This window comes from Paenibacillus sp. FSL H3-0333, assembly GCF_038002805.1.
Taxonomy (GTDB): domain Bacteria; phylum Bacillota; class Bacilli; order Paenibacillales; family Paenibacillaceae; genus Paenibacillus_AQ; species Paenibacillus_AQ silagei.
The window spans coordinates 171,282-195,992 of sequence record NZ_JBBODG010000001.1 but is presented as its reverse complement, the minus strand read 5'-3'; the positions used below and the strand labels follow the sequence as shown (position 1 = coordinate 195,992).

At 53.0% G+C, this 24,711-nt stretch carries 22 protein-coding genes; 10 read left to right on the top strand and 12 right to left on the bottom strand.

Features of this window, described 5'->3' with window-relative positions:
* From MHH78_RS00805 to MHH78_RS00795, 3 genes are all read right to left on the bottom strand, one after another.
* Positions 1–297: an SMI1/KNR4 family protein gene (locus MHH78_RS00805; RefSeq protein ID WP_341170257.1), complete on the bottom strand. Its 297-nt coding sequence runs from the start codon at positions 295–297 to the stop codon at positions 1–3.
* Positions 216–443 carry a hypothetical protein gene (locus MHH78_RS00800; protein ID WP_341166329.1) on the bottom strand — a complete coding sequence of 76 codons (228 nt, stop codon included), beginning with the start codon at positions 441–443 and terminating at the stop codon, positions 216–218. Before MHH78_RS00800 ends, MHH78_RS00805 begins: the two co-directional genes overlap by 82 nt.
* A 206-nt stretch (positions 444–649) precedes the next feature.
* Positions 650–1,060 (bottom strand): hypothetical protein, encoded by a 411-nt coding sequence (locus tag MHH78_RS00795; protein ID WP_340825513.1) that lies wholly within the window; start codon positions 1,058–1,060, stop codon positions 650–652.
* A 238-nt stretch (positions 1,061–1,298) separates the two neighbouring features.
* On the opposite strand from MHH78_RS00795, the gene MHH78_RS00790 reads away from it, so the two are divergent.
* The 4 genes from MHH78_RS00790 (at position 1,299) to MHH78_RS00775 (ending at position 5,030) form a co-directional block, all read left to right on the top strand.
* Positions 1,299–1,991, top strand: coding sequence for a response regulator transcription factor (locus MHH78_RS00790; RefSeq protein ID WP_076077487.1), 693 nt, complete (start codon positions 1,299–1,301; stop codon positions 1,989–1,991).
* Positions 1,988–3,454, top strand: coding sequence for a sensor histidine kinase (locus MHH78_RS00785; protein WP_341166328.1), 1,467 nt, complete (start codon positions 1,988–1,990; stop codon positions 3,452–3,454). The genes MHH78_RS00790 and MHH78_RS00785 overlap by 4 nt, the downstream gene beginning before the upstream one ends.
* Positions 3,455–3,557: 103 nt before the next feature.
* Positions 3,558–4,679: a hypothetical protein gene (locus MHH78_RS00780; protein ID WP_341166327.1), complete on the top strand. Its 1,122-nt coding sequence runs from the start codon at positions 3,558–3,560 to the stop codon at positions 4,677–4,679.
* Between the two features lie 114 nt (positions 4,680–4,793).
* The gene (locus tag MHH78_RS00775) at positions 4,794–5,030 is read left to right on the top strand and encodes a DUF6953 family protein (protein ID WP_036723590.1); all 237 of its coding nucleotides are present in this window, start codon (positions 4,794–4,796) and stop codon (positions 5,028–5,030) included.
* A 109-nt stretch (positions 5,031–5,139) separates the two neighbouring features.
* Here the strand turns inward: MHH78_RS00775 and MHH78_RS00770 are convergent, their stop codons facing one another.
* Genes MHH78_RS00770 through MHH78_RS00760 form a run of 3 tightly spaced genes read right to left on the bottom strand, consistent with a single transcriptional unit; the run spans position 5,140 to position 8,502 of the window.
* Positions 5,140–6,222 carry a mannose-1-phosphate guanylyltransferase gene (locus MHH78_RS00770; protein ID WP_341166326.1) on the bottom strand — a complete coding sequence of 361 codons (1,083 nt, stop codon included), beginning with the start codon at positions 6,220–6,222 and terminating at the stop codon, positions 5,140–5,142.
* Positions 6,215–7,321: a glycosyltransferase gene (locus MHH78_RS00765; RefSeq protein WP_341166325.1), complete on the bottom strand. Its 1,107-nt coding sequence runs from the start codon at positions 7,319–7,321 to the stop codon at positions 6,215–6,217. Before MHH78_RS00765 ends, MHH78_RS00770 begins: the two co-directional genes overlap by 8 nt.
* Positions 7,321–8,502, bottom strand: coding sequence for a glycosyltransferase family 4 protein (locus MHH78_RS00760; protein ID WP_076077498.1), 1,182 nt, complete (start codon positions 8,500–8,502; stop codon positions 7,321–7,323). The genes MHH78_RS00765 and MHH78_RS00760 overlap by 1 nt, the downstream gene beginning before the upstream one ends.
* Positions 8,503–8,703: 201 nt before the next feature.
* Between MHH78_RS00760 and MHH78_RS00755 the strand changes: the two genes are divergently transcribed.
* From MHH78_RS00755 to MHH78_RS00745, 3 genes are all read left to right on the top strand, one after another.
* Entirely contained in the window at positions 8,704–9,000 is a 297-nt protein-coding gene (locus MHH78_RS00755) for a helix-turn-helix domain-containing protein (RefSeq protein WP_063830889.1), read from the top strand.
* Positions 8,966–9,913, top strand: coding sequence for a DUF1861 family protein (locus tag MHH78_RS00750; protein ID WP_076077502.1), 948 nt, complete (start codon positions 8,966–8,968; stop codon positions 9,911–9,913). Before MHH78_RS00755 ends, MHH78_RS00750 begins: the two co-directional genes overlap by 35 nt.
* An 84-nt stretch (positions 9,914–9,997) precedes the next feature.
* Entirely contained in the window at positions 9,998–10,582 is a 585-nt protein-coding gene (locus MHH78_RS00745; protein ID WP_341166324.1) for a 50S ribosomal protein L25, read from the top strand.
* Positions 10,583–10,710: 128 nt separating this feature from the next.
* On the opposite strand, the gene MHH78_RS00740 is transcribed toward MHH78_RS00745, so the two are convergent.
* From MHH78_RS00740 to MHH78_RS00730, 3 genes are all read right to left on the bottom strand, one after another.
* Entirely contained in the window at positions 10,711–11,589 is an 879-nt protein-coding gene (locus tag MHH78_RS00740) for a carbohydrate ABC transporter permease (protein WP_341166323.1), read from the bottom strand.
* A 112-nt stretch (positions 11,590–11,701) separates the two neighbouring features.
* The gene (locus MHH78_RS00735) at positions 11,702–12,586 is read right to left on the bottom strand and encodes a carbohydrate ABC transporter permease (protein ID WP_341166322.1); all 885 of its coding nucleotides are present in this window, start codon (positions 12,584–12,586) and stop codon (positions 11,702–11,704) included.
* An 83-nt stretch (positions 12,587–12,669) separates the two neighbouring features.
* Positions 12,670–13,965: an ABC transporter substrate-binding protein gene (locus MHH78_RS00730; protein WP_076077507.1), complete on the bottom strand. Its 1,296-nt coding sequence runs from the start codon at positions 13,963–13,965 to the stop codon at positions 12,670–12,672.
* Between the two features lie 617 nt (positions 13,966–14,582).
* Here MHH78_RS00730 and MHH78_RS00725 point away from each other — a divergent pair.
* Complete coding sequence (locus MHH78_RS00725) at positions 14,583–16,511, top strand: S-layer homology domain-containing protein (protein ID WP_341166321.1); 1,929 nt, start codon at positions 14,583–14,585, stop codon at positions 16,509–16,511.
* A 23-nt stretch (positions 16,512–16,534) separates the two neighbouring features.
* Positions 16,535–19,078, top strand: coding sequence for a hypothetical protein (locus tag MHH78_RS00720; RefSeq protein ID WP_341166320.1), 2,544 nt, complete (start codon positions 16,535–16,537; stop codon positions 19,076–19,078).
* A gap of 92 nt (positions 19,079–19,170) precedes the next feature.
* On the opposite strand, the gene MHH78_RS00715 is transcribed toward MHH78_RS00720, so the two are convergent.
* Positions 19,171–19,887, bottom strand: a complete 717-nt coding sequence (locus MHH78_RS00715; protein WP_341166319.1) for a GntR family transcriptional regulator — start codon at positions 19,885–19,887, stop codon at positions 19,171–19,173.
* Between the two features lie 273 nt (positions 19,888–20,160).
* Here MHH78_RS00715 and MHH78_RS00710 point away from each other — a divergent pair, with 273 nt between their 5' ends.
* Entirely contained in the window at positions 20,161–21,489 is a 1,329-nt protein-coding gene (locus MHH78_RS00710; RefSeq protein ID WP_341166318.1) for a 6-phospho-beta-glucosidase, read from the top strand.
* Between the two features lie 88 nt (positions 21,490–21,577).
* On the opposite strand, the gene MHH78_RS00705 is transcribed toward MHH78_RS00710, so the two are convergent.
* Together MHH78_RS00705 and MHH78_RS00700 are read right to left on the bottom strand one after the other, a co-directional pair.
* Complete coding sequence (locus MHH78_RS00705) at positions 21,578–23,923, bottom strand: UvrD-helicase domain-containing protein (RefSeq protein ID WP_341166317.1); 2,346 nt, start codon at positions 23,921–23,923, stop codon at positions 21,578–21,580.
* 93 nt (positions 23,924–24,016) lie between these two features.
* Positions 24,017–24,487, bottom strand: coding sequence for an Imm30 family immunity protein (locus tag MHH78_RS00700; RefSeq protein ID WP_036723578.1), 471 nt, complete (start codon positions 24,485–24,487; stop codon positions 24,017–24,019).
* Positions 24,488–24,711: the final 224 nt, after the last annotated feature.

Sequence of the window (24,711 nt, the reverse complement as noted above, 5' to 3'; positions counted from 1 at the left end):
CTACCACTCCATAAAATTCTCTTCGATCAGCGCAGCAAACGATTCTGCGATCACCTCGTAATCCCCGTTATCATGGTCGATGAGCAGCACGCGGCCCTCGGGGTCAAGCAGGATCGGGTTGCCCGAGCCGTCCATGGAAAAGACTGCACTTCGTGCAAGCAGCCCGCTCATAGGGGTATCCTTGTAATCCTCGCGGAAGGACAACGTTAACTCGATCACACTCTCCCGCCCGATGGAGGAACCGTTGCTGAAGGCGTGTACGGATAGTCCGGCATAGGCGCCGCCAAAGCTTCGGATGAATTGAACATATCCTGATCCAGCGACAGACCCAGTTGCTTCTCTGCCTCAGCGATTTGTTCCTCTGTTGCCGGTGTACCAAGCAGACTCTGATTTCCTTCTTTGGTTAAAAAAAGCTGCAAACGTTCCATTAGCGCATCATTCATAGCTATTCCTCCACTTCTAAGAGTATCTATTAATCATAACAAGAGCGGGACTTAGGTCAATAGTGCTCTTTGAATGATCTGAATGTGTTGCTGCGAAGGCATATGAGCCGGATATAAAAAAAGCTGTCCCATACGCAGTAAGTCTGCTAAAGGGACAGCTTTTTAAATACTTTCAGCCCTATTTAGTTGTCGCTGCGCCCATTCACTCAGCCAAACGAGGTTTCGACACTCTGCGCGACAATCTCCCTGAGCTCGGCCTTCTGTACGTTGAACTGCTGCGGGGTGATGCTGCCGCTGGCGAGTCTGGCTTCGAGCTGCTGGGTCAGCTGCTTGACTTGCAGGTTAATGACCTGAGTCACGTTGCCGCCATTCTCTTCTGCAATGTTACGCAGGGATTTGCCGTCATACAAGGCGTCGTATAGCTCTTCGTCAGAGGTAGGGTTCAGGTTCAGGGCATCCAGCAGCTCATCGGTATCGGCCACATCAGAGGTGGACCATTTGGCGACAGGAAGGGTATGTAAAGCCGGCTTACCCCAGGCCGTTCCTCCGAACGACATAGCTACGATCATTGTTCCTACAATCATTACACGCTTAATATTCATATGTTTTATATTCATGTGTATCATCCTCTTTTCGTGGTTGGTTATATCGGTCAAGGTTCATCATTTACGGCGGCTAGTGAACTTCAGCTAAGTACAGTTTACTGGGCAATACTGAAATGAAGCTTAAGTCTTCTTAAAGATAACCTAAACTTTGCTTGGCTCCTGCCGGTTCCTTGCTCCGGCTTCTTCATCTGCGTTATTCTTGAAGGGCATTACCGAACCGAACAAGCGAGAGCGGAAGGATGAACCGTCTATGAAAAAAATACTGGTCGTCGATGACGAACCGGCCATAGTAAGTGCGATTGCCTACGCGCTGCGGCGTGAAGGCTATGAGGTCGATACTGCCGGTGACGGTGAGGAAGCGCTAAGCAAGGCGAATACCTTCCGTCCGAATGTGCTGGTGCTGGATGTAATGATGCCGAAGCTAAGCGGTTATGATGTCTGCCGCAAGCTGGAGGACCGGGATGATATTGGAATCATCCTGCTGACTGTCAAGAATGATATTGTTGATAAAATTGTCGGTCTGGAGCTGGGCGCAGACGATTATATGACCAAGCCCTTCGAGATCCGCGAGCTGCTGGCCCGGGTGAAGGCGCTGCTGCGCCGGCTGGAGAAGAATACGGCTGAGATCCGCAGTGAGCTGATCGAATACGGCCTCTTGCAGGTTCACCCGGACCGGCGCAGCGCCGAGCTTGGCGGGGAGCCGCTGGAGCTGACCCCGAAGGAATTCGATCTGCTGCATCTGCTGCTCTCGCACCCGCAGCGGGTGTATATGCGCGAGGAGCTGCTGGAGCAGGTCTGGGATATGGACTATGCCGGAGGAACGCGCACCGTGGATATTCATATCCAGCGGCTGCGCAAAAAGCTGGGCGAGCCCTACCAGAATATCCTGCAAACCGTCTACGGTGTAGGCTATAAGGCAGTGCCTGCGGGGAGCTACTCATGAGAATCAGCATTAAGCTGAAGTTCAGCCTGTTCCTGGCGGTGCTGCTGATTCTGGCCGTCGGCGTGCTGAGCTACTTCGTCCTGCGCGGCGTGGAGCGCAATGAGCAGGGCCAGACGGAGCACAATCTGGCCCAGCACGTCAACACGGTCAATCTGCGCGTGAAGCAGACATACTATACCGGTGCGCGCCTTACGCCGCAGGTCTTCATGCAGCAGCGCGGCAAGGCGCTGGCTGCCGAGCTGGCCGGATTCACCGGCCTGGAGGTGACCCTGTACGACAGCCAGGGCCAGCAGGCGGGCACCTCGGCGCAAGGCGAGCCTGGGCCGGGCAAGCCGGATCTCAGCACAGCGCTGGACTACGCGCTGAATAACAAGGTCGCCTACCAGAGTGAAGGCGACAGGCTGTTCTACCTGGCCCCGCTGCAGGGGCCGGAGGGGCAGATGGGCGTGGTGCAGCTGCAGTACTCCCTGGAGGGTGCCCGCAGCTTCCAGCAGACGCTGCTGAATCTGTTCCTTACCACAGGCGGCGCGGTGCTGGTATTCAGCTTCATCCTCGGGTATCTGTACTTCAACCGTGCGGCTGCTGCTATCGGGCGGCTGAAGAAGGCGGCGGAGGATATCCGCGGTGCCGACTATATCACAGCTCCGCCGGTGCGGCGCAAGGATGAGCTGGGGGAGCTGGCCGAGGGCATCTACTTCATGAGCCGGGAGATCGAGCGCAGCATTGCCGCCAAGGATGAAGAACGGCGCAAGCTCCAGCTGGCCGTGGAGAAGCTTCAGGCGCTGGAGCAGCAGCAGAAGCAGTACATCGGGAACATCAGCCATGAATTCAAGACGCCGCTGACCTCGATTAAGGCATATGTCGATCTGCTGAATATGTATGATGATGACCCCAAGCTGCTGCATGATGCCAAGCTGAGTATTGCCAAGGAAACGGAGCGACTGTACGAGATGGTGGAGAAGGTGCTGCAATTGACGGCGCTGGAGAAGTATGATTTTGAATCCCAGGCAGAGCTGCTGGAGGTTGAGAGTACCCTGCGTGATATCTGCGGACGGATGAAAGGCAAGGCGGAGCGCTACGGCCTTACCGTCACGCTTGACGCCCAGCCCGCGCATATCTGGATCGATAGAGAAAGCTTCATGCATATCTTTATCAATCTGCTGGACAATGCGATCAAATATAATGTCCCGCAGGGGAGTATTCATCTGCACAGCGAGGTCAGGGAGCAACGGGTATGGATCACCGTGCAGGATTCCGGCATCGGCATTCCGGAGGCGTCGCGGGAGAAGATCTTCGAAGCGTTCTATACGGTCAATCGTGACCGTTCCAGAGCCTCGGGCGGCACAGGGCTTGGTCTCTCGCTGGTCCGTAATCTGGTGGAGAAGCAGGGCGGCACCATTGTCTTGCTGGAAGGCTCAGGCGAAGGGGCAGCGTTTGAGCTGTCTTTTCCGCTAATGACCTGAAGGGACGATGTTTACAATTTGGATATATTGGAGATACGGTTTGGAAATAAGCGTCCGGTATGCTGAAGAGGCAACATGAGCGATGAGCTGGAGGGAAGCCTGAATGAATCATAAGAGCCATAGAGCCTGGGGCAAGATCTGGAGCATTCTGCTCTGCGGAGCTGTTCTGCTATCGGTTACTGCCTGTAGTACTGAGAGCACAGATACACGTGAGGTTATAGAGAAGGCAGGCCGCAAAATTACAGTCCTCGATAATATCAGCGAACCGGTCTACACAAAGCTGAAGCTTGCGGGCATACAGAAGGTGGAGGGGGTGCGGGGGACGGATTTTGCCGGTGAGGATGTAATGGTAGTGACCAAGGAGAACCGCAGTCTTCCCCCGCAGGTGATTGAAGGACAGGAGCGGTATCCGCTGAATCTCTATCTGCATACCCTGTCCACAGGTGAGGAAGCTCCGCTTCAGACGGGAGAGCTGAATTACGGCGCGCCGCAGTTGTCTCCGGATAAGACGCATGTTTTCTACAAGGAGCTGTATGACCCCACAGGATTCGGCTATATTATGGATCTGTCCGGGGGTGCACCGGTGAAGGTAAGCGATGCAGAGTTTCGGGTGGAGGAAGGAAAGTGGGCGGATGACGCGCATGTGATTTTTCCTGATATGGAAGGCAATATTCTAAGTGCAGATGTGACCGGCAAGCAGGAGACGATCGTGAAGACGGGCATCCCGTATGTGCATGAGGTGGTTCAGACCGGCAGCCGGATTCTCTATGTTACAGGTGAAGACAGCCAGCTTAGCGCCTATGACATAGCGACGAAGCAGACCAAGGTGCTGCGAAAGAATGTGATCTGGGCGGTTCCTTCTCCGGACGGAAGTCAGATGGCGATTGTCGAGCGTATCGGACGCGGAGAGATGACTCTGAAGCTCTGTGACAGCGAAGGCAATGAGCAGTCTAAGCTAGCTTCAGGGCAGCAGATCTTCGGCACCAGCTGGTCGCCGGACGGCAAGCTGCTGGCTTATGCAGTGACGGCGGCCGGTCCAACGGATGACCAGCAGGACCTGTTCATTACCGAGGTGGAGACCGGAGAGCAGACACCTGTGCTGAATGATTTTCATCTGGCTGATCCTCTTCACTGGAGTCCGTCCGGCAAGAAGCTGCTGGCTACAGCTACGGTGCTTAAGGATAATATCTATCAATTTCTGACCTATGTGGTTAGCCTGTCGTAGCTTTCTTATTCGCCAAAAGGTAAAGGCCGCTGGAATGGCGGAATCGACTGACGGGATTCATGGTATAATGGGGGAATGTGCAAGCAGGATGAACAGGAAGGAGCAGTACCCCCAATGGAAGTAACCGCACAGGAAGTAGCGGAGTGGATGGTGAAGGAGATTAAGTTCACAGGGACGTTATACCAGACCGCTGCGATTGAATATGTGAAGGCGAATTTCGGTGAGGAATTTGTATTCGTGAATGAGAATGGCAATGCCTCGTTATCCAAGGAAGTGAAGAAGGCCTTCCGCAAGCTGCATGGCGGCCGGATTGCCTGGGACCGCGACGGATTCCTCTGGGCCTGGACCTGAGGCTGGACGAGTAGGATACCCATAAGAACATAACAAAGGGAGCATTGCTGTAATAGCAGTGCTCCCTTATGTTATACTCCTGCTCTTAATACAACATTAGTAGCATCCCCTATACATATTCCAGCATGCCCTTGTCCTTGAGCAGATCCACAATGTCTTTGACGGACTGCGCCTTGTCCTTAGGGCAGATCATGAGGGCGTCCCCCGTGTCGGCGATGATGAAGCCGTCAACGCCGATGGTGGTAATCAGACGCCCGTTGCCATAGATAATGGAATTGCGGGTGTCGATGCCGACATGATTGGCCTTGATAATGTTGCCTTCATCATCAGGCGGGAAGATGGCCCCGAGTGCGTCCCAGCTGCCGATATCATTCCAGCCGAACTGGCCGGACAGCACCACTACCTCATCAGAGCGTTCAAGTATGCCATAGTCAATGGAGATATTCTGCAGCAGCGGATAGATCCGGTTAAGGGTCTCCTGCTCCTGATCTGTACCGAGTGCATCGCGGATCGGCAGCATGGTATTGTACAGCCGCGGCAGGTAGCGCTTGAAGTTATCGATAATGACCGAAGTCTTCCAGATGAAGATCCCGCTGTTCCAGAGATAATTGCCGGAGGCCAGATACCCCTGTGCCTTCTTGAAATCCGGCTTCTCCACGAATTCAGCTACATCGTATACGGCAACCGGCTTGACTGCGATCGGCTCCTGGTCATAAGCGATGTAGCCGTAGCCGGTGGACGGGAAGGTCGGCTTAATCCCGATCGTGACAATGGCGTCACTCTCCATCGCGACGGTGCAGGCTTCGTCCAGCGTAAGCCGGAACTGCGGCTCATCGGTAATGTAGTGATCGGAAGGCAGGACAACCATTAGGGAATCCCCTTCACTCATCTGCTGGATGGAGAAGGCGGCGAACAGGATGCTTGCTGAAGTATTCCGGGCCACAGGCTCGATCAGAATATTGCTTTTCTGAACACTACTGTGCATAATGCTCTCCAGCAGGACCGCCTGGGTGCGGTTCGTTACAATAACGGTATTCTCCTGCGGGATGATGCCCTTGAAGCGTTCGATGGTATCGTTCAGCATAATATCGTTGCCGCTGATGTTCAGCAGCTGCTTGGGGATTTCCTGTCTGGACAGCGGCCAGAAGCGGGTGCCGCCACCGCCTGCAAGTATGGTTGCGTATTTATCCATGATGAGTCACCAGATGGGCAATCGAGAAGGATATAATGCTCTCCGATCCCTGATTGAGGTTCAGCCCTGAGCTGTGAATGCCGTCGTAGCAAGCCCCGGACTGGGGGTCAATCAGGGAGATCTGCAAGGAATTATTCCCTGTATACCAGGCGTAGCACAGGTCAGCCCGCTGCAGATAAGCCGGGTCCTTCAGCACAACGGCCGCTTCCTCGCAGGCCAGCAGCATTTCGCAGGCTTCGATGGGCTGTTCATCATATAACGCAGGGCTGCCGCCGCGCAGCAGCCAGCCGTGGCTGCCAATGGGCTTGTAATAGCCTTCCGGCGCGAAGGTCCGGGAGATCAGGAAATCGAGGCTTTCCTTAGCCGTGATTCTCAGCGCCGGATTGCCGGAAATCTTGTAAGCCTTAAGCAGCGCCCAAGGCAGCATCGAGTTACCATACGTAAGACTGTCTTCATACCAGTTCCAGCCTTCGCCCTTGGTGAGATTGTATTGGTCATTCAGCCGGACGGCAACAGATTCAATAAGTTCTGTGATGAAGGCTTCAGGCAGGAAGGCACGTTCTTCTTCTGTACTTGGTATATGCGGATAAGGGAAGGAGTAGGTGAGTGCTCCTGGAGTCCCGGGTAAATAGCTGAGTCCGATCACGGCATAGGCCAGAGCCCGGGGCGACCGCAGGCCTGCGACATGCGGCAGCGCCTGGTTGATTAAATAACGGCAGGTATTCAGCAGATTATCAGGCAATATGGAGGAATAGGAGAGTACGAAGCCCAACGCCCAGAGGGTACGCCCCTGGCAATCCTCAGAGCCCCGTTCTTCCAGGAAGGAACGGTTATAGTCCATGAAGTTCCGGAAGTTGCCTTCTTCAGTCTGTGCATGGTGGACGAAAGAGAGGTACGTATGGATCAGGTCGAGGGAGGCGTTGTCCTGATTTTTTTTGTACATCAGAACGGCTGCAATTAAAGCCCGCGCATTATCATCGGTAGTGTAGCCTTTGGCACGGTCGGGAACCCCGAATTTCGTATGCTGAAAAATCCCTGTATCATCGGTAATCCGGCGCATATAGTCCGGCTTGAACTGTAACACCGCTGGCGCCTGCATCAGATCACACTCCGGTCAGCCGGTGTGGCAAGGCCTATAATGTCCTGGAAGATGGCGGCATAGGTCTTCGCAACCTCACTCCACATCATTGTACTGCCGAGTTCCTGTGTACGCTGTTCCATATCCCGGACTTTGGCCGGACTGTCCAGCAGCTCCAGAATACAGGCCTCCAGGGAAGCCGAATCGCGGAATGCTGCCAGCAGTCCTCTGCCTCCCGCCAGCATCTCTTCGGCATAGCGGTAAGGGGTGGAGATAATCACTCTGCCATAGCCGACTCCATAAGCGAGCGTTCCGCTGACGGCCTGTTCCTTGCCCAGATAAGGAGTCATATATATATCCGACATCACCAGGGACTCAATGACCTCTTCCTGGGTCAGCAGCTTGTCGACGAACAGCACATTATTGACCAGGTCTAATTCATGCACCAGATCGGTCAGCTTTTGCCGGTAGACTTCACCGGTCTCCTGCTTAACGACCGGATGCGTCTTGCCCCAGATGATATAGAGCGCGTCAGGATGCTGCTTCACTACGCCGCTCATAGCCTCAATCGCATATTCAATGCCCTTGCCGGGACTCAGGAAGCCGAAGGTCGAGAGGATTTTGCGTTCGCCGAACTTGTATTGAAGCTTCAGCTCTGCACGGGTGGAGGTCTGGACAAAAGGAACGCCGTGATGAATGAATGCTATTTTGGCGGCGTTAATATGATAGACAGAGATTAGATCCTCTACTGTGGATTGGGCCATGGTCACTACCTTGACGCTTCCTTCGGCGAGCCGGGTGATAATCTCATGCTGCTTGGGGGTAGGCTTGGTTAAGACAGTATGGAAGATAACCACGTAAGGAATCTGAAGCTCTTCTGTGAACTGCAGCAGATATTCGCCGCTCTCTCCGCCGTAGATGCCGAATTCATGCTGAATGACTAGCAGATCGGTATCTGACTGGTTGATGTCCCTGGCTGATTCTATATAATCAGATAGCTGATGTTGGTTAATTTCCCGCATGACCTGATCCGTGTAACGGTAGTTCCCGTTGTTATTCATGGCGATGATGCGCGGTTTGTTGAAGCCCTGAAGCTTCGTGAATTCATCCAGCAGATCCTGGGTGAAGGTGGCAATTCCGCATTCTCTAGGCAGGCTGGTGGACAGGAAAACAATGTTTTTATTGCGGTTGCTGTGGTTCATAATAGAAAGCCTCCCTATTGATTATCGAACTTTTGGGGACAAAAAAAGAAAATAAAGAGGACTTTATTTTCCGGGGATGAGTGGTATAAAGTTTTGTTTCTGCAAATAATTTCCTGCCCAAACTATAACATGACCATTTAATCTTGTCAATTTATTGACTCCCTTGAAATCACCGGATATAGTGATGTAGGAGGTGTATGGATGCCAGTCATACGCAGTAAATTGAGTGAGGTTATGGATAAGCATGACCCGAAATTATCGATTCGCAAGCTAGCGAAGGACATTAATTACCATTTCGATTCCGTCCGGCGGATGTACAAAGACGAGATGGTGCAGTATCCCCGGGATCTGCTGCTGAAGCTGTGTACGTATTTCAATATTCAGCCTGGGGAATTGATCCGGATGGAATCGGATGAGAACGATTGGGCAATAGATAAGGCAAATGAATATGAGGAGGAAGGCAATGACAAGGAGCCCGGCGAAGACAGCAACCTGTAATGAACTGCTGGATACCTTTTATGCCAATCTCCGTACCGTGCACGTGGAGAAGCTGGTCTTCTCCGGTGTGGGCGGGCGTGATGTCTACAATATAACGGCTCCGTTCCTGCATGACGGGGAGGAAGTGATCTTGGGAAGAGTTGAGGAACGGGATAGCGAGTTCTCTCAAGTCTTCTTTTTTACATCCGGCGCAGATGGGGTATGGGTTCCCCGTGCGCATACCCATACCTATAATCTGCAGGACCCGTGCGTAACCCGCGTTAAGGGAGAATTGATTGTCGGCGGAGTTGAGGTGATTACGGCTGGGGATAATCCGCCCAAGATAGTCTCCTGGGTTACCCAGTTCTACCGGGGATACCGGATCGACTCGCTTCATCACTTCGCCTCCGGTCCGGCAATGATGAAGGATATCCGGCTGATTGAGCTTCAGGATGGCAGAATCGGTGTACTGACCAGACCGCAGGGAGAGCGGGGCGGCAGAGGACAAATTGGCTTCACCATTATTGATTCACTGGAGGAGCTGCATGAACAGACCTTCCTGGAGGCGGAGATTCTGCAGCATCAGTTCGTGCCGGAAGAGTGGGGCGGAGCCAATGAAGCCCATCTGCTGCGCAATGGCCATATAGGTGTGCTGGGGCATATTGCCTGCTTCGACCGTCTGGGGAAGAAGCATTACTACTCTATGGCCTTCTCGCTTAATCCGGACACTTTGGAGACTACCCCTATTAAAATCATCGCAGCCAGAAGCGACTTCCCGATCGGTCCGGGCAAACGTCCTGATCTGCAGGATGTCATCTTCAGCGGCGGACTGGTACGCGGAGCGGGCGGCCGGGCGGTATTGTCTGTAGGCGTCAGCGATGCGGAAGCCTATAGAATCGAGATCCCTGATCCTTTTGCCGAATATGAAGTCTGATTGCTGCAGGTTTGACTAGATTCTATGGTCATGTTACACTTGAGGTGACAAGAATTTATGGTCGAAGAGAGCGGGAACCAAGCAATGAGTAAATTTATTCAACTAAGCAATCGTACGTCTGACACGAAGTCCAACCTGAATGTGGCAAGAAAGCAGGGCCGCATCCCGGCTGTACTGTACGGAATTGGTAAAGATACTCTTAGTCTTGAAGTGAACGAGAAGGAACTGCTGGAAGTGCTGAGAACGAATCCGCGGGCGATCCTGCAAGGGAAATTGACCGACGGTACAACCGTTCCGGTAGTGGTTCAGAACATCCAGAAGCAATCCATGTCCGGTAAAGTGCTGCATATTGATTTCCAGCATGTGAACATGAGCATCAGCATGGACAGCAAGGTGACCATTCATTTTGCAGGCGAAGCTGTTGGCGTCAAAGAAGGCGGCGTACTGCAGGTGGAAATCTATGAAGTAGAAGTCCGCTGTATGCCGGGCGATCTGCCTACTTCCATGGAAGTGGATATCAGCGGCCTTGCCATCGGCGACCAATTGCTGGTGTCGGATCTGGTTTTCCAGGATGGCATTGAAGTGCTGACCGATCCAAGTACGGTCATGATTCAGATCAAGACTGTACATGAAGAAGTTGAAGAACCGGTAGTAGTTACTCCGGCTTAAATACAGAATAACGCATATAGCCCCTTCGGGCAGAACGTACTTGGAGACTCATGAGGTCATGATTCCGGTTACGTTTGCTGGAAGGGGTTATTTGTTGTTCCGGGAATAGGAATGAGGTCAGCAGGCGGTTATTTCAGCGCCCCTTCTGTCAGGCCGGCAACGATATAGCGGTGGAAGAAGAGGTATACGACAATCATTGGGAGCGTAATAATCGAGAGTGCTGAGAACAGCAGCTTATAGTCGGTCATATACCGGCTGGAGAAGGCCAGCAGACCAACCGGTATCGTCTTCAGTGCATCATTCTGGATGTACAGCATGGCCAGCAGCAGCTCATTCCATGCATTCAGCGCTGAGAAGATCCCGACGGTGGCCATGTTCGGAATAAGCAGTGGAAGGATAATCCTGCTGTACATCCGCCAGTTGCCGCAGCCGTCTATCCGGGCAGCCTCCAGCAGCTCTTTCGGGATAGAATCCAAGTATGCCTTGAGCAGGAATATGGCCAGCGGAAGGCCGGTTCCAATGTAAGGGAGGATTAAGCCCATATAGGAATCCTTCAAATTCAGCTGCTCAAAAATATAGCTCTGGGCAATGAAAAAGGATTGCAGCGGCATAAACAGTCCGAATACGAACATCAGCATCAGGAAGCTGCTGCCGCGGAAGCGGAGCTTGCTGAAGGCGAAGGCTGCGAGGCTCGCGAAGAGCAGGATGCCCGCAACGGTGGCCGAGGTTACAATTACACTGTTGCCGGCGTAGGTGCTCATATTGCCGACGGTCCAGGCTTTGGACCAGTTCTGGAGATTGATCTGTTCCGGCAGTGCGAATGGAGCGGAGAAGATCTCCCGGTTCTCACGGAAGGAGGAGAGAATAAGCCAGAGAATCGGGTAGAAATAGAAGCAGGAAATGAAGATCATGAACAGATAATACAGAATATGCGAGAACGCTCTGCGGCTGGCCGCTTCCCCGCCGCTGTAAGCGTCTTTCTTGAGATCCAGGGCTGTGGTCGTCAAGCGGTACACCTCACTTTCGTATAATGTCAGAGTTTACATGTATCGGGGTCCCCGCAAAGTACCTGAGTCATCACCCGAAGCCTCTTTCAGAGGACTGCGAAGCCGTTTCTTCCTAATACTCAAGTATACTGGAGTCTTTCTTATTCAGTCTGCCGGCCACAAGCCCGATCACTGCGATCACAATTGTCATGATGACGGCAAGTGCGGAGCCGTAGCCGATGCTCATATGGGTGAAGACTACTTTGACCAGGTAGGTCGTAACGATTTCGGTTGAATTATACGGTCCGCCATTGGTCATTACATAGAACAGATCGAAGGACTGGAAGCCGGTAAGTACACACAGCATGATGCCTGTCTCCACCAGATTACGGATCATGGGCACCTTGATTTTGAAGAAGATCTGTCCTTCCCCTGCGCCGTCCAGATAGGCCGATTCATAGACTTCTCTAGAGATGCGCTGGATTCCGGAATAAAAGATGGTCATATAGAAGCCTGCGTAGACCCAGCCGGATACGATGCAGATGGCATAAAGCGCGGTATCGGGGTTGCCCAGCCAGACACGGGTCCAGCTCTCCAGGCCGATCTTCTCCAGCAGGATATTGATGAGGCCAAAGTCGGAATTATAGACGAATTTCCATAAGTAGGAGACGACTATCATCGGCAGCATGACGGGCACGAAGAAGGCGAGCCGGAAGAGTCCGCTTCCCTTGCGGCCCATCGTGATCAAGCCTGCGAGCCCGAGTCCGGCAATGACTTCAACAAAGACAGTGGCGACAATATAGATAAGCGTGTGTCCGTAGGAGTTCATGTAGACACGGTCCTGAAAAGCCCGGATGTAGTTGTCGAAGCCGGTGAATTTCATAGTGCCGATCCCATTCCAATCGTAGAAGCTGAATACGAAGGTCATAAGGACGGGGACAAGTACAACAAAGCCAAACAGCAGGAGGGCTGGAGATATGAACAGGTAGGGAGAGAATTTATTGCTTCGGCCGGACATGGGTCCACCTCCAATTCAAGGTATAAGGGGGGATGCGTAATCTTCGATTTCCGGATGAAGCCGCCTTACGGACGTACTCATCGTTACTTCAGAGGGGCGATGGTTGTCTCGAGCTCAGCCAGAGCCTCTTCAGGTGATTTGGCGCCACCGATAACCTCGGAGGTGGCCATATTGAGCGCGTTGGCGACCTCGATGGAATAGCCGGTATCGGGCGGCGACACAAGTGCCGGAGCATTCTCCATCAAATCGTTCAATTCCAGCGAGAGCGGAAGCATGGTCTCCTTGTCGATCCCGTCTTTGGTAATCGGTACAGCCCCGGCATCGGACAGCTTCTTGGAGGATTCGGGGGAGCTGTAGAGCTTCATGAATTCAATGGCCTCGTCGATCAGCCTGGAGTTTTTATTGACCACCATTCCGTTCAACACGCCGATTACACTCTCCTGATTGCCCTTGCCGTCCGGTATGGCCGGAGTATTGAAGTAGCCAAGCTCAAGTTCCGGCGTCTCTTCGACTGCGGTTGGAGCCAGCCAGCTGCCGATCGGATGCATGGCACCGCTGCCGTTCAGGAACAGCATGTCCGCCTCACTGTCGCTTGCGGCGGTTACATTTTCGTTAATATAGCCTTTATCCCAGAGCTCCTGCACGTAACCGTAGGCTTTGACAAAATCAGGTGAATTGAACGGCTGCTTCAGCTGCATAGCCTCACTGTAGGCGTCTTCGCCCACAACCCGGGAGATGATATGGGCGACCCAGTTGCCTGCCGTCCACAGATCGGAGTTGCCGATCACGAGCGGGGTGATGCCTGCCTGCTTGATGGTCTCGCATACCTTAAGGAATTCCTCCCAGGTAGCTGGCGGCTGAAGACCCAGATCATTGAATACCGCTTTATTGTAAAAGATTACGTTCGTCACATCGCCCGCAGTTGGAATCATATACGTCTTGCCGTCGATTACCATACCATTGAAGGTACCCTCCGCGAACATATCCTTCAGTCCTGAGCTTTGGAGCTGCTCTGTAATATCCGCCGCATAACCGTCCGCTACTCTTGTCTGCAGGCGCTGCCCCGCCCATTCAAAGTACAGGTCAGGAGCGTTCTTGCCGCTTAGCAGATTTGGCAATCCGATCGTCTGATAGGTGTCATCGTCCTGATAGCTGAATTCCACCTTAATCCCCTGATGCTGCGCTTCAAACTCTTTGCCGATCGTTTCCCAGACCTTAATCAATCCTTCGCCGGGCGAACCCATAGCAATACGGAGTGTTTCCGGTTTTGCACCGGAGCCTCCGTTATTGGCCGGGCTGTTATTAGAAGCTTCAGAAGAGCAGCCCGTTAAGGCGGTAACCAGCATCGTTGAGATCATTGCAATCATCCGTTTGTTCATTCGTTAATCGCTCCTTTGATTGGTATTGGCAAATAAGTTGACGCGACTACGCTCTTTATCCTTAGTCCCTACTCTCCCCTACGCGTTCACACTCCTAAATGTAATGTTATATGACTCATCTGAGTGAGGTGTTTCTGATTTTTGTGTGTGATTGATTGAGCAACGAATATTTGTAGTAACAATATTGCTTTCATTATTCATGATAGCAAGAAGCCTGTCAATTGTTTTTTCATGCAAAAAGACATATAAAAATCATTTTATCCAGAAAGTCAGCAGTAATTATTTTTGACCAATGGATTATTGTAAGCGCAAACAACATTGATTTTACATGGAAATTTACGATGTTATGGGAGTTTGTGGAAAAGGGAGGAAGAATATCTCTCTATTTAATAAATGTATTGACAATTTGTTATGATTAAAAATAGAATGTGGGTAAATGTTACTACAATAACATTGATAATATGACATGGAGGTGACATTAAGAAACCTGCCAATTTGAAAAGATTACCTGAAAAGGATGTCACCCCTGGAGATTATGCAGCACATGCTTCCGAAACAGTTGTGTACGAAGTTATCAGCTGAAGTACCGCTTAACAAAACCTTGAGGAGGAGTGCATATGAAGTTCAAATGGAAGCAGACGCTTGGAGTATTCGCCGTAGTGTCATCCGTGGCGTTTACGGGCATGCCCGCAGCATCTGCAGAAGTAGCGGAGAAGATTCCTGCATGGGCCGCAGAGGAAATAGCCTCGTGGAAAGAGATGGGGCTGCTCAAAGGCAATCAGGAAGGTCTCGTTCTGCCGAATGACGGAATCAGAAAAACAGAATTCGTCGCCCTGATTAACCGGATCTTTCATTTCAGTGAGGAGAGCGGCCAGAGCTTTACCGACGTCCCTAAGACGGCATGGTACGCCTCTGACATCAGCAAAGCGGTTGCTGCCGGTGCCCTTATTGGTAACGGCGAAGGCAGGATCAATCCGCTGGAGGTCCTGACCCGTGAGCAGGCGGCGCTGATTCTCAGCAGAGTATTTAATGTTGCAGCCTCCGGGAATTCCTTCGTCCCGTTTACCGATGATGCTCAACTTGCCGGCTGGTCCAAGGAAGCGGTCTATGCTATGAAGGAAGCTGGTTATGTGGCGGGCACACCGCAAGGCGCGTTCCAGCCCAAGAAGGCACTGACGCGGGCCGAGGCCGTGAAGATGATGAATAACACCATGGGCCTCTTGGTTGCCGACGGCGGAGATCATTCGGGAACCTCCGGAAGCAACCTGATTGTTAACACAGCTGGAGGCACGCTATCGGATCTGAACTTCTCAGGGAATGTATATATTACTCCCGGCGTTGGCGAAGGTAATCTGAGTTTCATCAATGCTAAGATTGGAGGCACCGTCTACATAAACGGCGGCGGTGTGAACAGTATTACGCTGACAGACAGTCAGGTAGGCAGCATAGTTATCAGCAAACCCGCTTCTCCTGTAAGAGTTATTCTGAAGGGGAAGATAACTGCCGGGAAGATGGATGTAACCTCGGCTGCAAGGATCGTTAATGAATCCGGCCAGGCGATAAGTACCGTTAACCTGCTTACGCGGGCTTCCGATGCTGTCTCTGTATCAGGGGATGTTAATGAATTGAATGTAGCTGCACCGGCAAGCTTCACGCTGGAGGGCGGCCAGATTGGAAGCTTCAACGTCTCGTCCAAAGCAGGCGGCTCAGCGATTAAGCTGAATAAAGGCGGGGTTGTCAAGAAAATGACCTTGAACAGCGCAGCAACTATAACCGGTGAAGGAATAATCGCAGAAGCGGTGGTCAATGGAGAAGGCGTGTCTTTCTCTGTCAAGCCGGACAAGCTGACGATGAATGCTGCGAAGGTGCGCATAGGCGGACAAGACTTTGATGCTTCAGGTCATCTGATCACTTCGGCGGCCGGCCATTCGGGAGGAACCGGTTCAAGCGGCGGCACGGGAAGCCAGGCCCCTACTCCAACTCCGGCTCCAACCTCAAGCCCGGGTACAGGGGGTCCAACGCCAACCCCGACACCAGTGCCGACACCGACACCAACAACGAAACCGACGCCGACACCAACTCCAACGCCGACGCCAACCCCAACACCTGAGCCCAAAGCTCCGGAGCTGTATACCTATGCCGAAGCCTTAAGCTCCTTCAGCTCCACAGGAGCAGAAGGATTGGCCAAGCAATACCTGACCTTCCTCCAGGACCCTTCATACACGCCTTCGATAGCGAACAAGGATGTGACCATGCCGAACCTTGTGAATGCAATAACCTTTGTAAATTATGAATTTAATATCAAACCTTCCATATTCGCTTCGATGCGGGGGATTAACACCTCTGTATTGGACAAAACCCGGACTTATTTGTGGATCGGAACAGACAGCGGAGTCACCAAAATCAATCTCGTCACGAATGAAATGATAAGTTATTCCGCACAAGGCAAGCAATTGTACGATGATAAGGTGCTTCTGCTTTTACCGGATGAAAGTACGGGGGTACTGGTTATTACACAAACCGGCGTATCGCATATCTACCAATAAGGAAAGGGGAGCTTACCATGTACATGATGAAAAGAAATGGCGTGAAGATCACGGGTGCACTGCTTGCCTTAACGCTGTTCGTACTGCCGGCAGCGCCCGTGCTTGCGGAGAAGCTGCCGGGTGCGGGCTACTCTCCTGTTCAGCTGGAGGCTGTGCAGACCAAGGAAATGACCTATTACAAAGCCGGATCTGCCTCCATACCGGTTACCCTTGAATGGGTCACCGATGCTGCAGCACTCAAATTCCTGCCGATGTCGGTAACCGGGGATGTAACCAGCGTTGTGCTGGACGGGGGCGTCTACTGGATTGGAACGGAGACCGGCCTGCAGCGGGTTGATTTCGGCGCAAGCGATACCAAGGATATTGTTCAGTATATGGCCGGACCAAGGTATCTGTATGGCGGAGACGATCATGTGACGGGACTTGTCAGTGACGGGCAGAACGGCATTTGGGTCCGGACAGCGAGCGGTGTCACGCATATCGCGATGCCGGAGAAGACGCTGCATGACAAATCGTTTATCTATGAGGATCTGGTGAAGTCGATTCTGGACCGGCGCGGCATGGTTCATGGCGCAGGCTTTACATTTACGGAGACGGACAGCAAGCTGGATGCGGTCAATTACAACTCTAAGACCGGAGTATTCACCTCCACACCTACCACCAGTGATAATGACGGTCTATGGACAGCGATGTATGCAATGGGAGAAATATTCCGCTATAAAGCACTGCAGGAGCAGTACGGAGCCAGCCCGGCTTCCGGGGAGCAGGCGGAAATTGCTGATGCAAGAGCGGCGGCGCTTAGAGCGACCAAGGCCGTTCTGCTGCTCGATTATGTCTCCGGACGCGGAAACGGATTTCCGGCACGCTCCTATATGCTGACCAGCGAAGCGAGTGCGGCTACAGTGGGCAATTCAGTGTACGGCTACCAATCTCAGAACGGCTTCTGGTTCCAGAACTTTGTCGGGCCGGACATGATTAACCCGAATGGAATCATTCCAAGCATGCAGCGTAACGACGGGGTGGAGCCTATCGGCTATTCCATGGTGAGGGTAACCAAAGACGCTGAGAACAAAAAAGGCTCCACGCTGTTCCCGAGCGGAGGTACCGATGTGCTCAATTACAATGGGCTTGGGCTTAGTCAAGCTGCCATTGACGAGCTGAACCTGACGCGTCCTGAAGGCCAGAAGCTGGGGATTGATATCAAGACACGGGTTGGAACTACCGTAACCGGCGCAGTATATCAGGTGCTGCCTGTCATTACGGCTGCCACTAACAACAATGACGCGAAGGAAGATAAGACAACGGGCATCAATAATAAGCCGCTGTTTCAGCTGACAGCTCCCGTCTATGAGCAGATTCCGGAATTCTTCAATGATTTGTTCCCGGATAGCGCAATTGTGGACGGCCATATCGACATGAACCAGATTGTGTATAAGGCAGATACTTCTGCAGATGAAGTGGATGGCCATTATGCCATGTTCTATACAGCTTATAAATATCTGGTCGGTGACAGCACCGATCCTGAACTTCTTGAGCTGAAATCCCTCATTGAAGAAACGACGCACCGCATGACAGAGCTGATTTTGAAGGACGACCATTATTATATTGAGGATGCCACCGGCAAATCAACACAGTGGTCCAGATGGTTCGCCAAATACTTCAACGACAGCCTTGGCGTTATGGAGCAGCAGGTACAGTGGCAGTCCAAGATCGGCGTTGACGAAAAAGGGGATGATGCGCTGTCCTACGGTTACGAAGATGGCCCGCTCAACGCACTGCAAGTCATGGCTGCGCTGAAATCAGCAAGCTATATTGTCGCAGCGAGCTATCCGGCTGATTCGGCCAAGTATGAGCTGGCGTATGAGCAGGCTTTTGCAGGCAGCTACAGCAAGGAAGAGCCGTATATCAACGGTAAGGGCTATATGGCCATGGCACAGGACTATATTGAGCGCAGACTGGTGCGTCAGGCTACCAATGCTTACAGCGAGAACGACAACCAGCCGGTAACTATGGATAATGCAGGCGATGGCACAAACACCAATGCGACGCTTCATAATGACTGGACCCAATATATCAATTACTCGGATGAAGAGCTGGGCTGGTTCCCGGTATTCATACTTGTTACGCTTGAGAAGGATGCAGGCAGACATGCGCAGATTGTAGCCGCCTATGATCAATGGTACTCCAATGAGGTGCGGGAGGAGAATCCGTTCTACACCTTCCTCTACCAGCTTGCGCATCCGGACAAAACCGATGTCGATCTGCAGTCGGCGGTCCGCTTCCTGTACCGTTTCCCTGAATTCCAGATTGAATTCCCGGTACAGTGGGACCGTCAGGATGTGCTGTATATTGAACCGGGTGACCGCGATGATTATAAACAGACGAACTACGCACTGGCTCCGGATGAGCGGCGCATTATTAAGCATAACTCGAATCCGTTTGAAAATGACAGCCAGACTACCGGTGCCAATCCGGGGTATAACTATCATTCAGGCGGCATTGAGGCTGGTTCGGTATTCACACTGCCCTACTGGCTGGGGCGCTATTTTGAGATCATCAAAGAGTAACAGGGCTTACTGAACTGAAGTTAAAGGAGCCGGAGCGCCCCATGCAGGGGTGCTCCGTATGCTCTCTGCGCTGACGATCGTCCGGCCTTCCTTCATCCAAACTGTCTCTCGATAGTATAGCTGGGGAAATCGCCCCGGAATACGCCGAAGCTGTATTCCAGCGGGGAACCGTCGGCCAAATACGTAAAAGTTCTCACTTGCAGGCAAGGGGAGCCTTCTTTGACACCAAGCAGCCTGCTGGCTGTTTTGTCCGCGAGTACAGGCTTCAGCTGCTCCACAGAGCGGTGGGCCTTCAGGTTATACTCTGACTCAAGGAAGGAGAAGAGCGAGCCGTCCTTATAATCATTGATGAGCCCCGGAGCAAGATCCCAGGCAATATAAGTGGTCTCATATAGAAGTGGTTCATTATCGGCATAGCGGAGCCGCAATAGCTGGTTTACCGGTGCTTTCAACGGAATATTGAGGAATTCATTGAGCGGGATTTCCGCAGGTGTCACTTTGGCTTCAATAATTGTACTGGTCGGCTCTTTGCCGCTCATCAGCACATCTTCAGTGAAGCTTCGTTTCTGGTTAAGCTGGAGCTCCTTCCGTTTGACAAAGGTGCCCTTGCCCTGATGCCGCTCCAGAATATCCTGAACCTCAAGCTCGCTGAGCGCGAGGCGGATGGTGGTCCGGCTGGCGGAGAACATCTCGCATAACGCGGCTTCGGTGGGAAGCTTCTCTCCGACAGCATAGAAGCCGGATTGGATCTGTTTGAGCAGTTGTTCTTTAATATTGAAATATAATGTATTATTTGTTCTCTTTGTCATTACAAGTTTCCTCCGATGCCAATTTGTTATATTATATCACGGAAAAAGAGCAGGAGAAACCATATGGAAATGACGGGGTTTTGAATCCATAATGTGTGCACCCTTTGCCGGGTATAGAGATTCACAAATCATTTGAGTGATTAGAAAATCCAATGAGGAGAAAAAAGGTTAAAAAAGGACATGTATTTGTAGGAACAATAAATAGAATTGTTATTATAAATATCTAACCGGGGCAATAATAAAGCATTTCAAGAGAGACGGAGGAAATCACAAATGAAGAAGAAACACTTGAAAATCGCAGTCATCGGAGGAGGTTCCTCCTATACGCCGGAGCTTGTTGAAGGGCTGATCCGGTATCATGATGAATTTCCGGTTGCTGAGCTGTATCTGGCAGATATCGAGGCAGGGGCGGACAAGCTGAGAATCATAGGGGAGCTGGCGCAGCGTATGATTGATGCAAGCGGCAAGCCTATCAGGCTGCATACGACACTGGACCGGCGCGAAGCGATTCGCGGTGCGGATTTTGTCGCTACGCAGATCCGTGTCGGCATGCTGGATGCACGCTCCAGAGATGAGAAGATCCCGCTGGCCCACCATTTAATCGGCCAGGAGACGACGGGCGCGGGCGGGTTCGCCAAGGCGCTTCGCACCATTCCGGTCATTCTGGATATTTGCCGGGATATCGAGGAGCTGGCTCCGGGTGCGTTCATGATTAACTTCACCAACCCGGCCGGTATCATTACGGAAGCCGTCTCGAAGCATTCCCGGGTCAAGTCTGTGGGGCTATGCAATCTTCCTATAAGCACGAAGATGCAGATCGCTGAGCTGTACGGGGTTCAGCAATCGGAAATGTTCATTGAGATTGTCGGGATCAATCACCTCAACTGGACGACCCGGGTGCTGATTGAAGGGGAGGACATGACGGAGGACTTTCTCAATAAGCTGTCGGGAGCCAAGGGGCCTTCGATGGCCAACATCCCCGATCTGGAGTGGGATTCGGAGTTCATTCAGTCCGTAGGTGCACTTCCCTGCCCGTATCACCGTTACTACTATATGAAGGAAGAGATGTACCGGGAGATCTCTGAGCATTACCAGGAGAGTGGCAAGACACGTGCCGATGATGTGAAGGAAGTGGAAGCTGAGCTGTTCGAGATCTATAAGCAGCCTGAAGTGAACAGTAAGCCGGCTCAATTGGAGAAACGCGGCGGTGCCTACTATTCGGAAGCGGCGGTTCAATTGATGAAGTCTATCTATAATGATACCGGCGATATTCAGACCGTCAATGTGCGTAATCAGGGGGTTATTCCGGATCTTCCGGGTGATGTCTCCATTGAGATCAACTGTGTCATCAAATCCGATGGGCCGCATGCGCTTGCACCAAGCCAGCCCCTTCCCCCGCAGATCCGAGGTCTGCTGCAGGTAGTGAAGGCTTACGAGGAGTTGACCATAGATGCTGCAGTAAGAGGAGATTATGCCTCTGCACTGCAGGCCCTGACGATCCATCCGCTGGTGGGCGACGAGCGGATCGCCAAGGAAGTACTGGCCGACATTCTGGAGCAGAATGCCGAGTACCTGCCCCAATTCCAGGTGCGGGCAAGATAAACCCGGGAATAACGGCATCAGCCCCTTTCTGCAGCGCCGATTAGCTGCTGAAAGGGGCTGATGTTATGCATGGCAGCCGTGCGTCCTGTTATACCGGGACCTCCCGGGTGCTTGGTTCCATCGGGGAGCTGCAGAGCGGACACGGCTTCGAGGTCAGGTGATCCTCTGCGCCGCCCGCCTTCTTCCGGGTCCAGCCCGGACAGGCTTTGCCGGTGCACTGCCAGACCGGAACAGTATGTGTTCTCACTGCGGCTGAACCGTGTGTGCCGCTGCGTGTTACATGCGTTCTGCCCGGGCTGCTGGCTCCGGCGGCTGGAGCCGGTGCCTGTGGGCGCGCCGCCGAACGGAAGGCCGCGAGCATGAAGCGCGAGACCTCCGCTTTCTTGCCCCGATGCCTTGCAGGCGAACTGATGAACAGCTCCTCCCTGGCCCGGGTAACGGCCACGTAGGCGAGCCGGCACTCTTCCTCCAATGCGGCAATGCCCGCTTCGGCTGCGGCTTTTGCAGCAGCCGCGCTGATCACCTTGACCGAGGCCTTCGCTGGCTTGCGGTCCTTCGCACGGTCCTCCTCCAGAGCGGAGCTATGCGGCAGAATTCCCTCTGATGCTCCGATCAGGAAGACTACGGGGAACTCCAGTCCCTTGGATTTGTGGATGGTCATCAGCGCCACCCGGTTGCCTTGCTCCTTCAGCCCCGGCTGCCGGTTCTGCTCGTTACGCTCCGTTACGTTGTCGATGAATTCGAGGAACAGCGGAATTGTAGCGAAGCGCTCCGCCGAGGACTCCAGCTCATCCAGCATTTCCTTCAGCGTCTCCCGGTGCAGCGTAGCCTGATGGCGCTCGCTGCCTTCGATGAAATAATCATAGAATACAGTGCGGATCTGGCGGATCGCCTGCACGGGCGTCAGCTCGCGCAGGCCGCGGATCAGGTCCAACCGTTCGCGCAGCTTGACGCCCTTGAAATCCTCCATGCCCGGCATGGAGAGCAGATGAATCAACGGGCCCTGCTTCGCCTGTACCGCCTCCATGCGCCGGATATGCTCCATTCCCTTGTCCCGGTTCATGTAGAGTGTCGGCAGAATATTCTCCATGGCAGCGAAGTCGCGGCGGTTCACCGACAGGCGAAGGTGATCCAGTACTGGAGAGATTAGCCAATGCTCATAGAGCAGCTGGCCTTCGCCGTAATCAATATAAGGAATATCGCGCAGCAGCAGCAGCTCCAGCACCGCCCGGTTGCTGCTTGTGGCGCGGTACAACAGGGCGAAATCACGGTATTCCCGGGCCCCGCTCTGCGTTTCACGCTCAATATGCTCCACGATTTGTCCAGCCTCGTCATCTGCTGTCTGCGGACGCAGGTAACGGGGCGGCAGGCCGCTGCTGCGGGCTGCCTGCAACGTCTTGGCGCGGCGCCGCGAATTATGGCGGATAATGCCGTTGCCCAGTCCGATGATCGCCGGACCGGACCGGTAGTTGATATCCAGCGTGATCACCTTGGCCTGCGGATACAGCTTCTCGAACTCCAGGATGAACTCGCTGCGGGCACCGTTGAAGGAGTAGATCGTCTGGTCATCGTCGCCGACCACCATCAGGTTATCCTGCGGAGCAGCAACCATCTTCACCAGCTCATATTGCAGCGCATTCGTATCCTGGAACTCATCAACCATCACATATTGATACTGCTGCTGCAGTTCCCGCAGCAGCGCCGGCTGTTCCCGGAGCATCTGGTAGGCGAGCAGCAGGACATCGTCGAAATCGATTTTGAAGTGATCGGTCTTCCACTGCTCGTATAGAGCCAGGATGGCCTTCATCTCCTTCTCTGCCTCGGTAGTCTCCGGCAGCTGCCCGGGCAAGCCCATATTCATCTTGCAGGCGGAGAGCAGGCTGAGCAGATTCTCCGGCGGATAGGCATCCTTCGGCAGTCCCAGCTCGCGCATAATCTGCTTCAGCAGAATATGCTGGCGGCGGGTCTCGCTGAAAATATCCTGCCGCAGTCCCTGCCGCCGCAGGAAATAAAGAAAGAACGAGTGGAATGTACGCGCCTGCAGGCGCGCGGCATCCCCCTCGTTCACCCCCGGCAGCAGGGCAATCCGCTCGCGCATCTCTGCTGCTGCCTTGCTGGAGAAGGTCAGCAGCAGCAGGCGTCCGGGAGCGATGCCGCGCACAGACAGCAAATACCCGGCTCTGCAGATCAGCACCGAGGTTTTGCCGGAGCCGGCTCCAGCCAGTGTCAGCAGCGGCCCGAGATGATGGCGTACCGCCGAGACCTGCGGCGGATTGAGCAGAATGCCGCCTGCCTCCAGCCGCCTGAAATAAGCGGCATCGCTGTCCCCCGGCTGTACCGTCTCCCGGCTTGTCCGGGCTGAGGCTACCTTCGCCTGGGGGATATTCTCACCGCTGGCTCCCAGCGGGATATTATGAAATAAGAGCTTGTTCATTATGTTCACCTTCGTTTGTTTCTGAATGCGTAATCAGTCATGCGGTTTTGGCCAGTATACACTATACCATTCCGCACTCTATTCTGCACGAGGCTATCTCCCGGATGCATTCAGCTTGGCCAGAAAAGAATTCACCTTGCGCTCGTACAGCCGGGGCTGGTCCTCCTTGATCTCCTCCAGCAGGAAGGCCAGGCACTGCCGGATTCTTGGCGGCATACGGACGGCGATCTCGGCGTAATCCTTGCGGTAGCGGTCGTCCTGGAGAATTCTTTGATTCAGCACAATCGCCCAGTTGCGGGCGTGCTCCAGCATCTCCGGCAGCGACTCCAGCAGCTGGGTCAGATACATCTCCATCTGGACACTCTCTACAAAATGAACAAGGCTGAACATCACCTCTTCCTGCTCCGTATCATCGTCGAATACTTTGAAGATCTGGTGAATGACGGCATCCTCTGTATCACCGGCCAGACCCTCCAGTGCCTGATCGAACTGCTCGCATTCCAGCTCGGTGCGCAGCAGCCGGTTCTCATATAACCGGGCAATCCCGGGGTATAGGTGGTTCATAGAGTAATTCCTCCCAGCAGAAAATAACGCCATTTATCATAAAGTCCACTTTTTGACAGATAATACTAATATATTGAACAAAGGACTAGCTGATTATAACAGATAGACAAATAGAAGTGAGGTATGGAGGGATATCATGTTTATTCCGGTGCTTATGGAATTAACCAATGCCGAACGGTTGACGCTCATTCTATATTTAGCAGTCAACCTGGGCGCCATCTCAT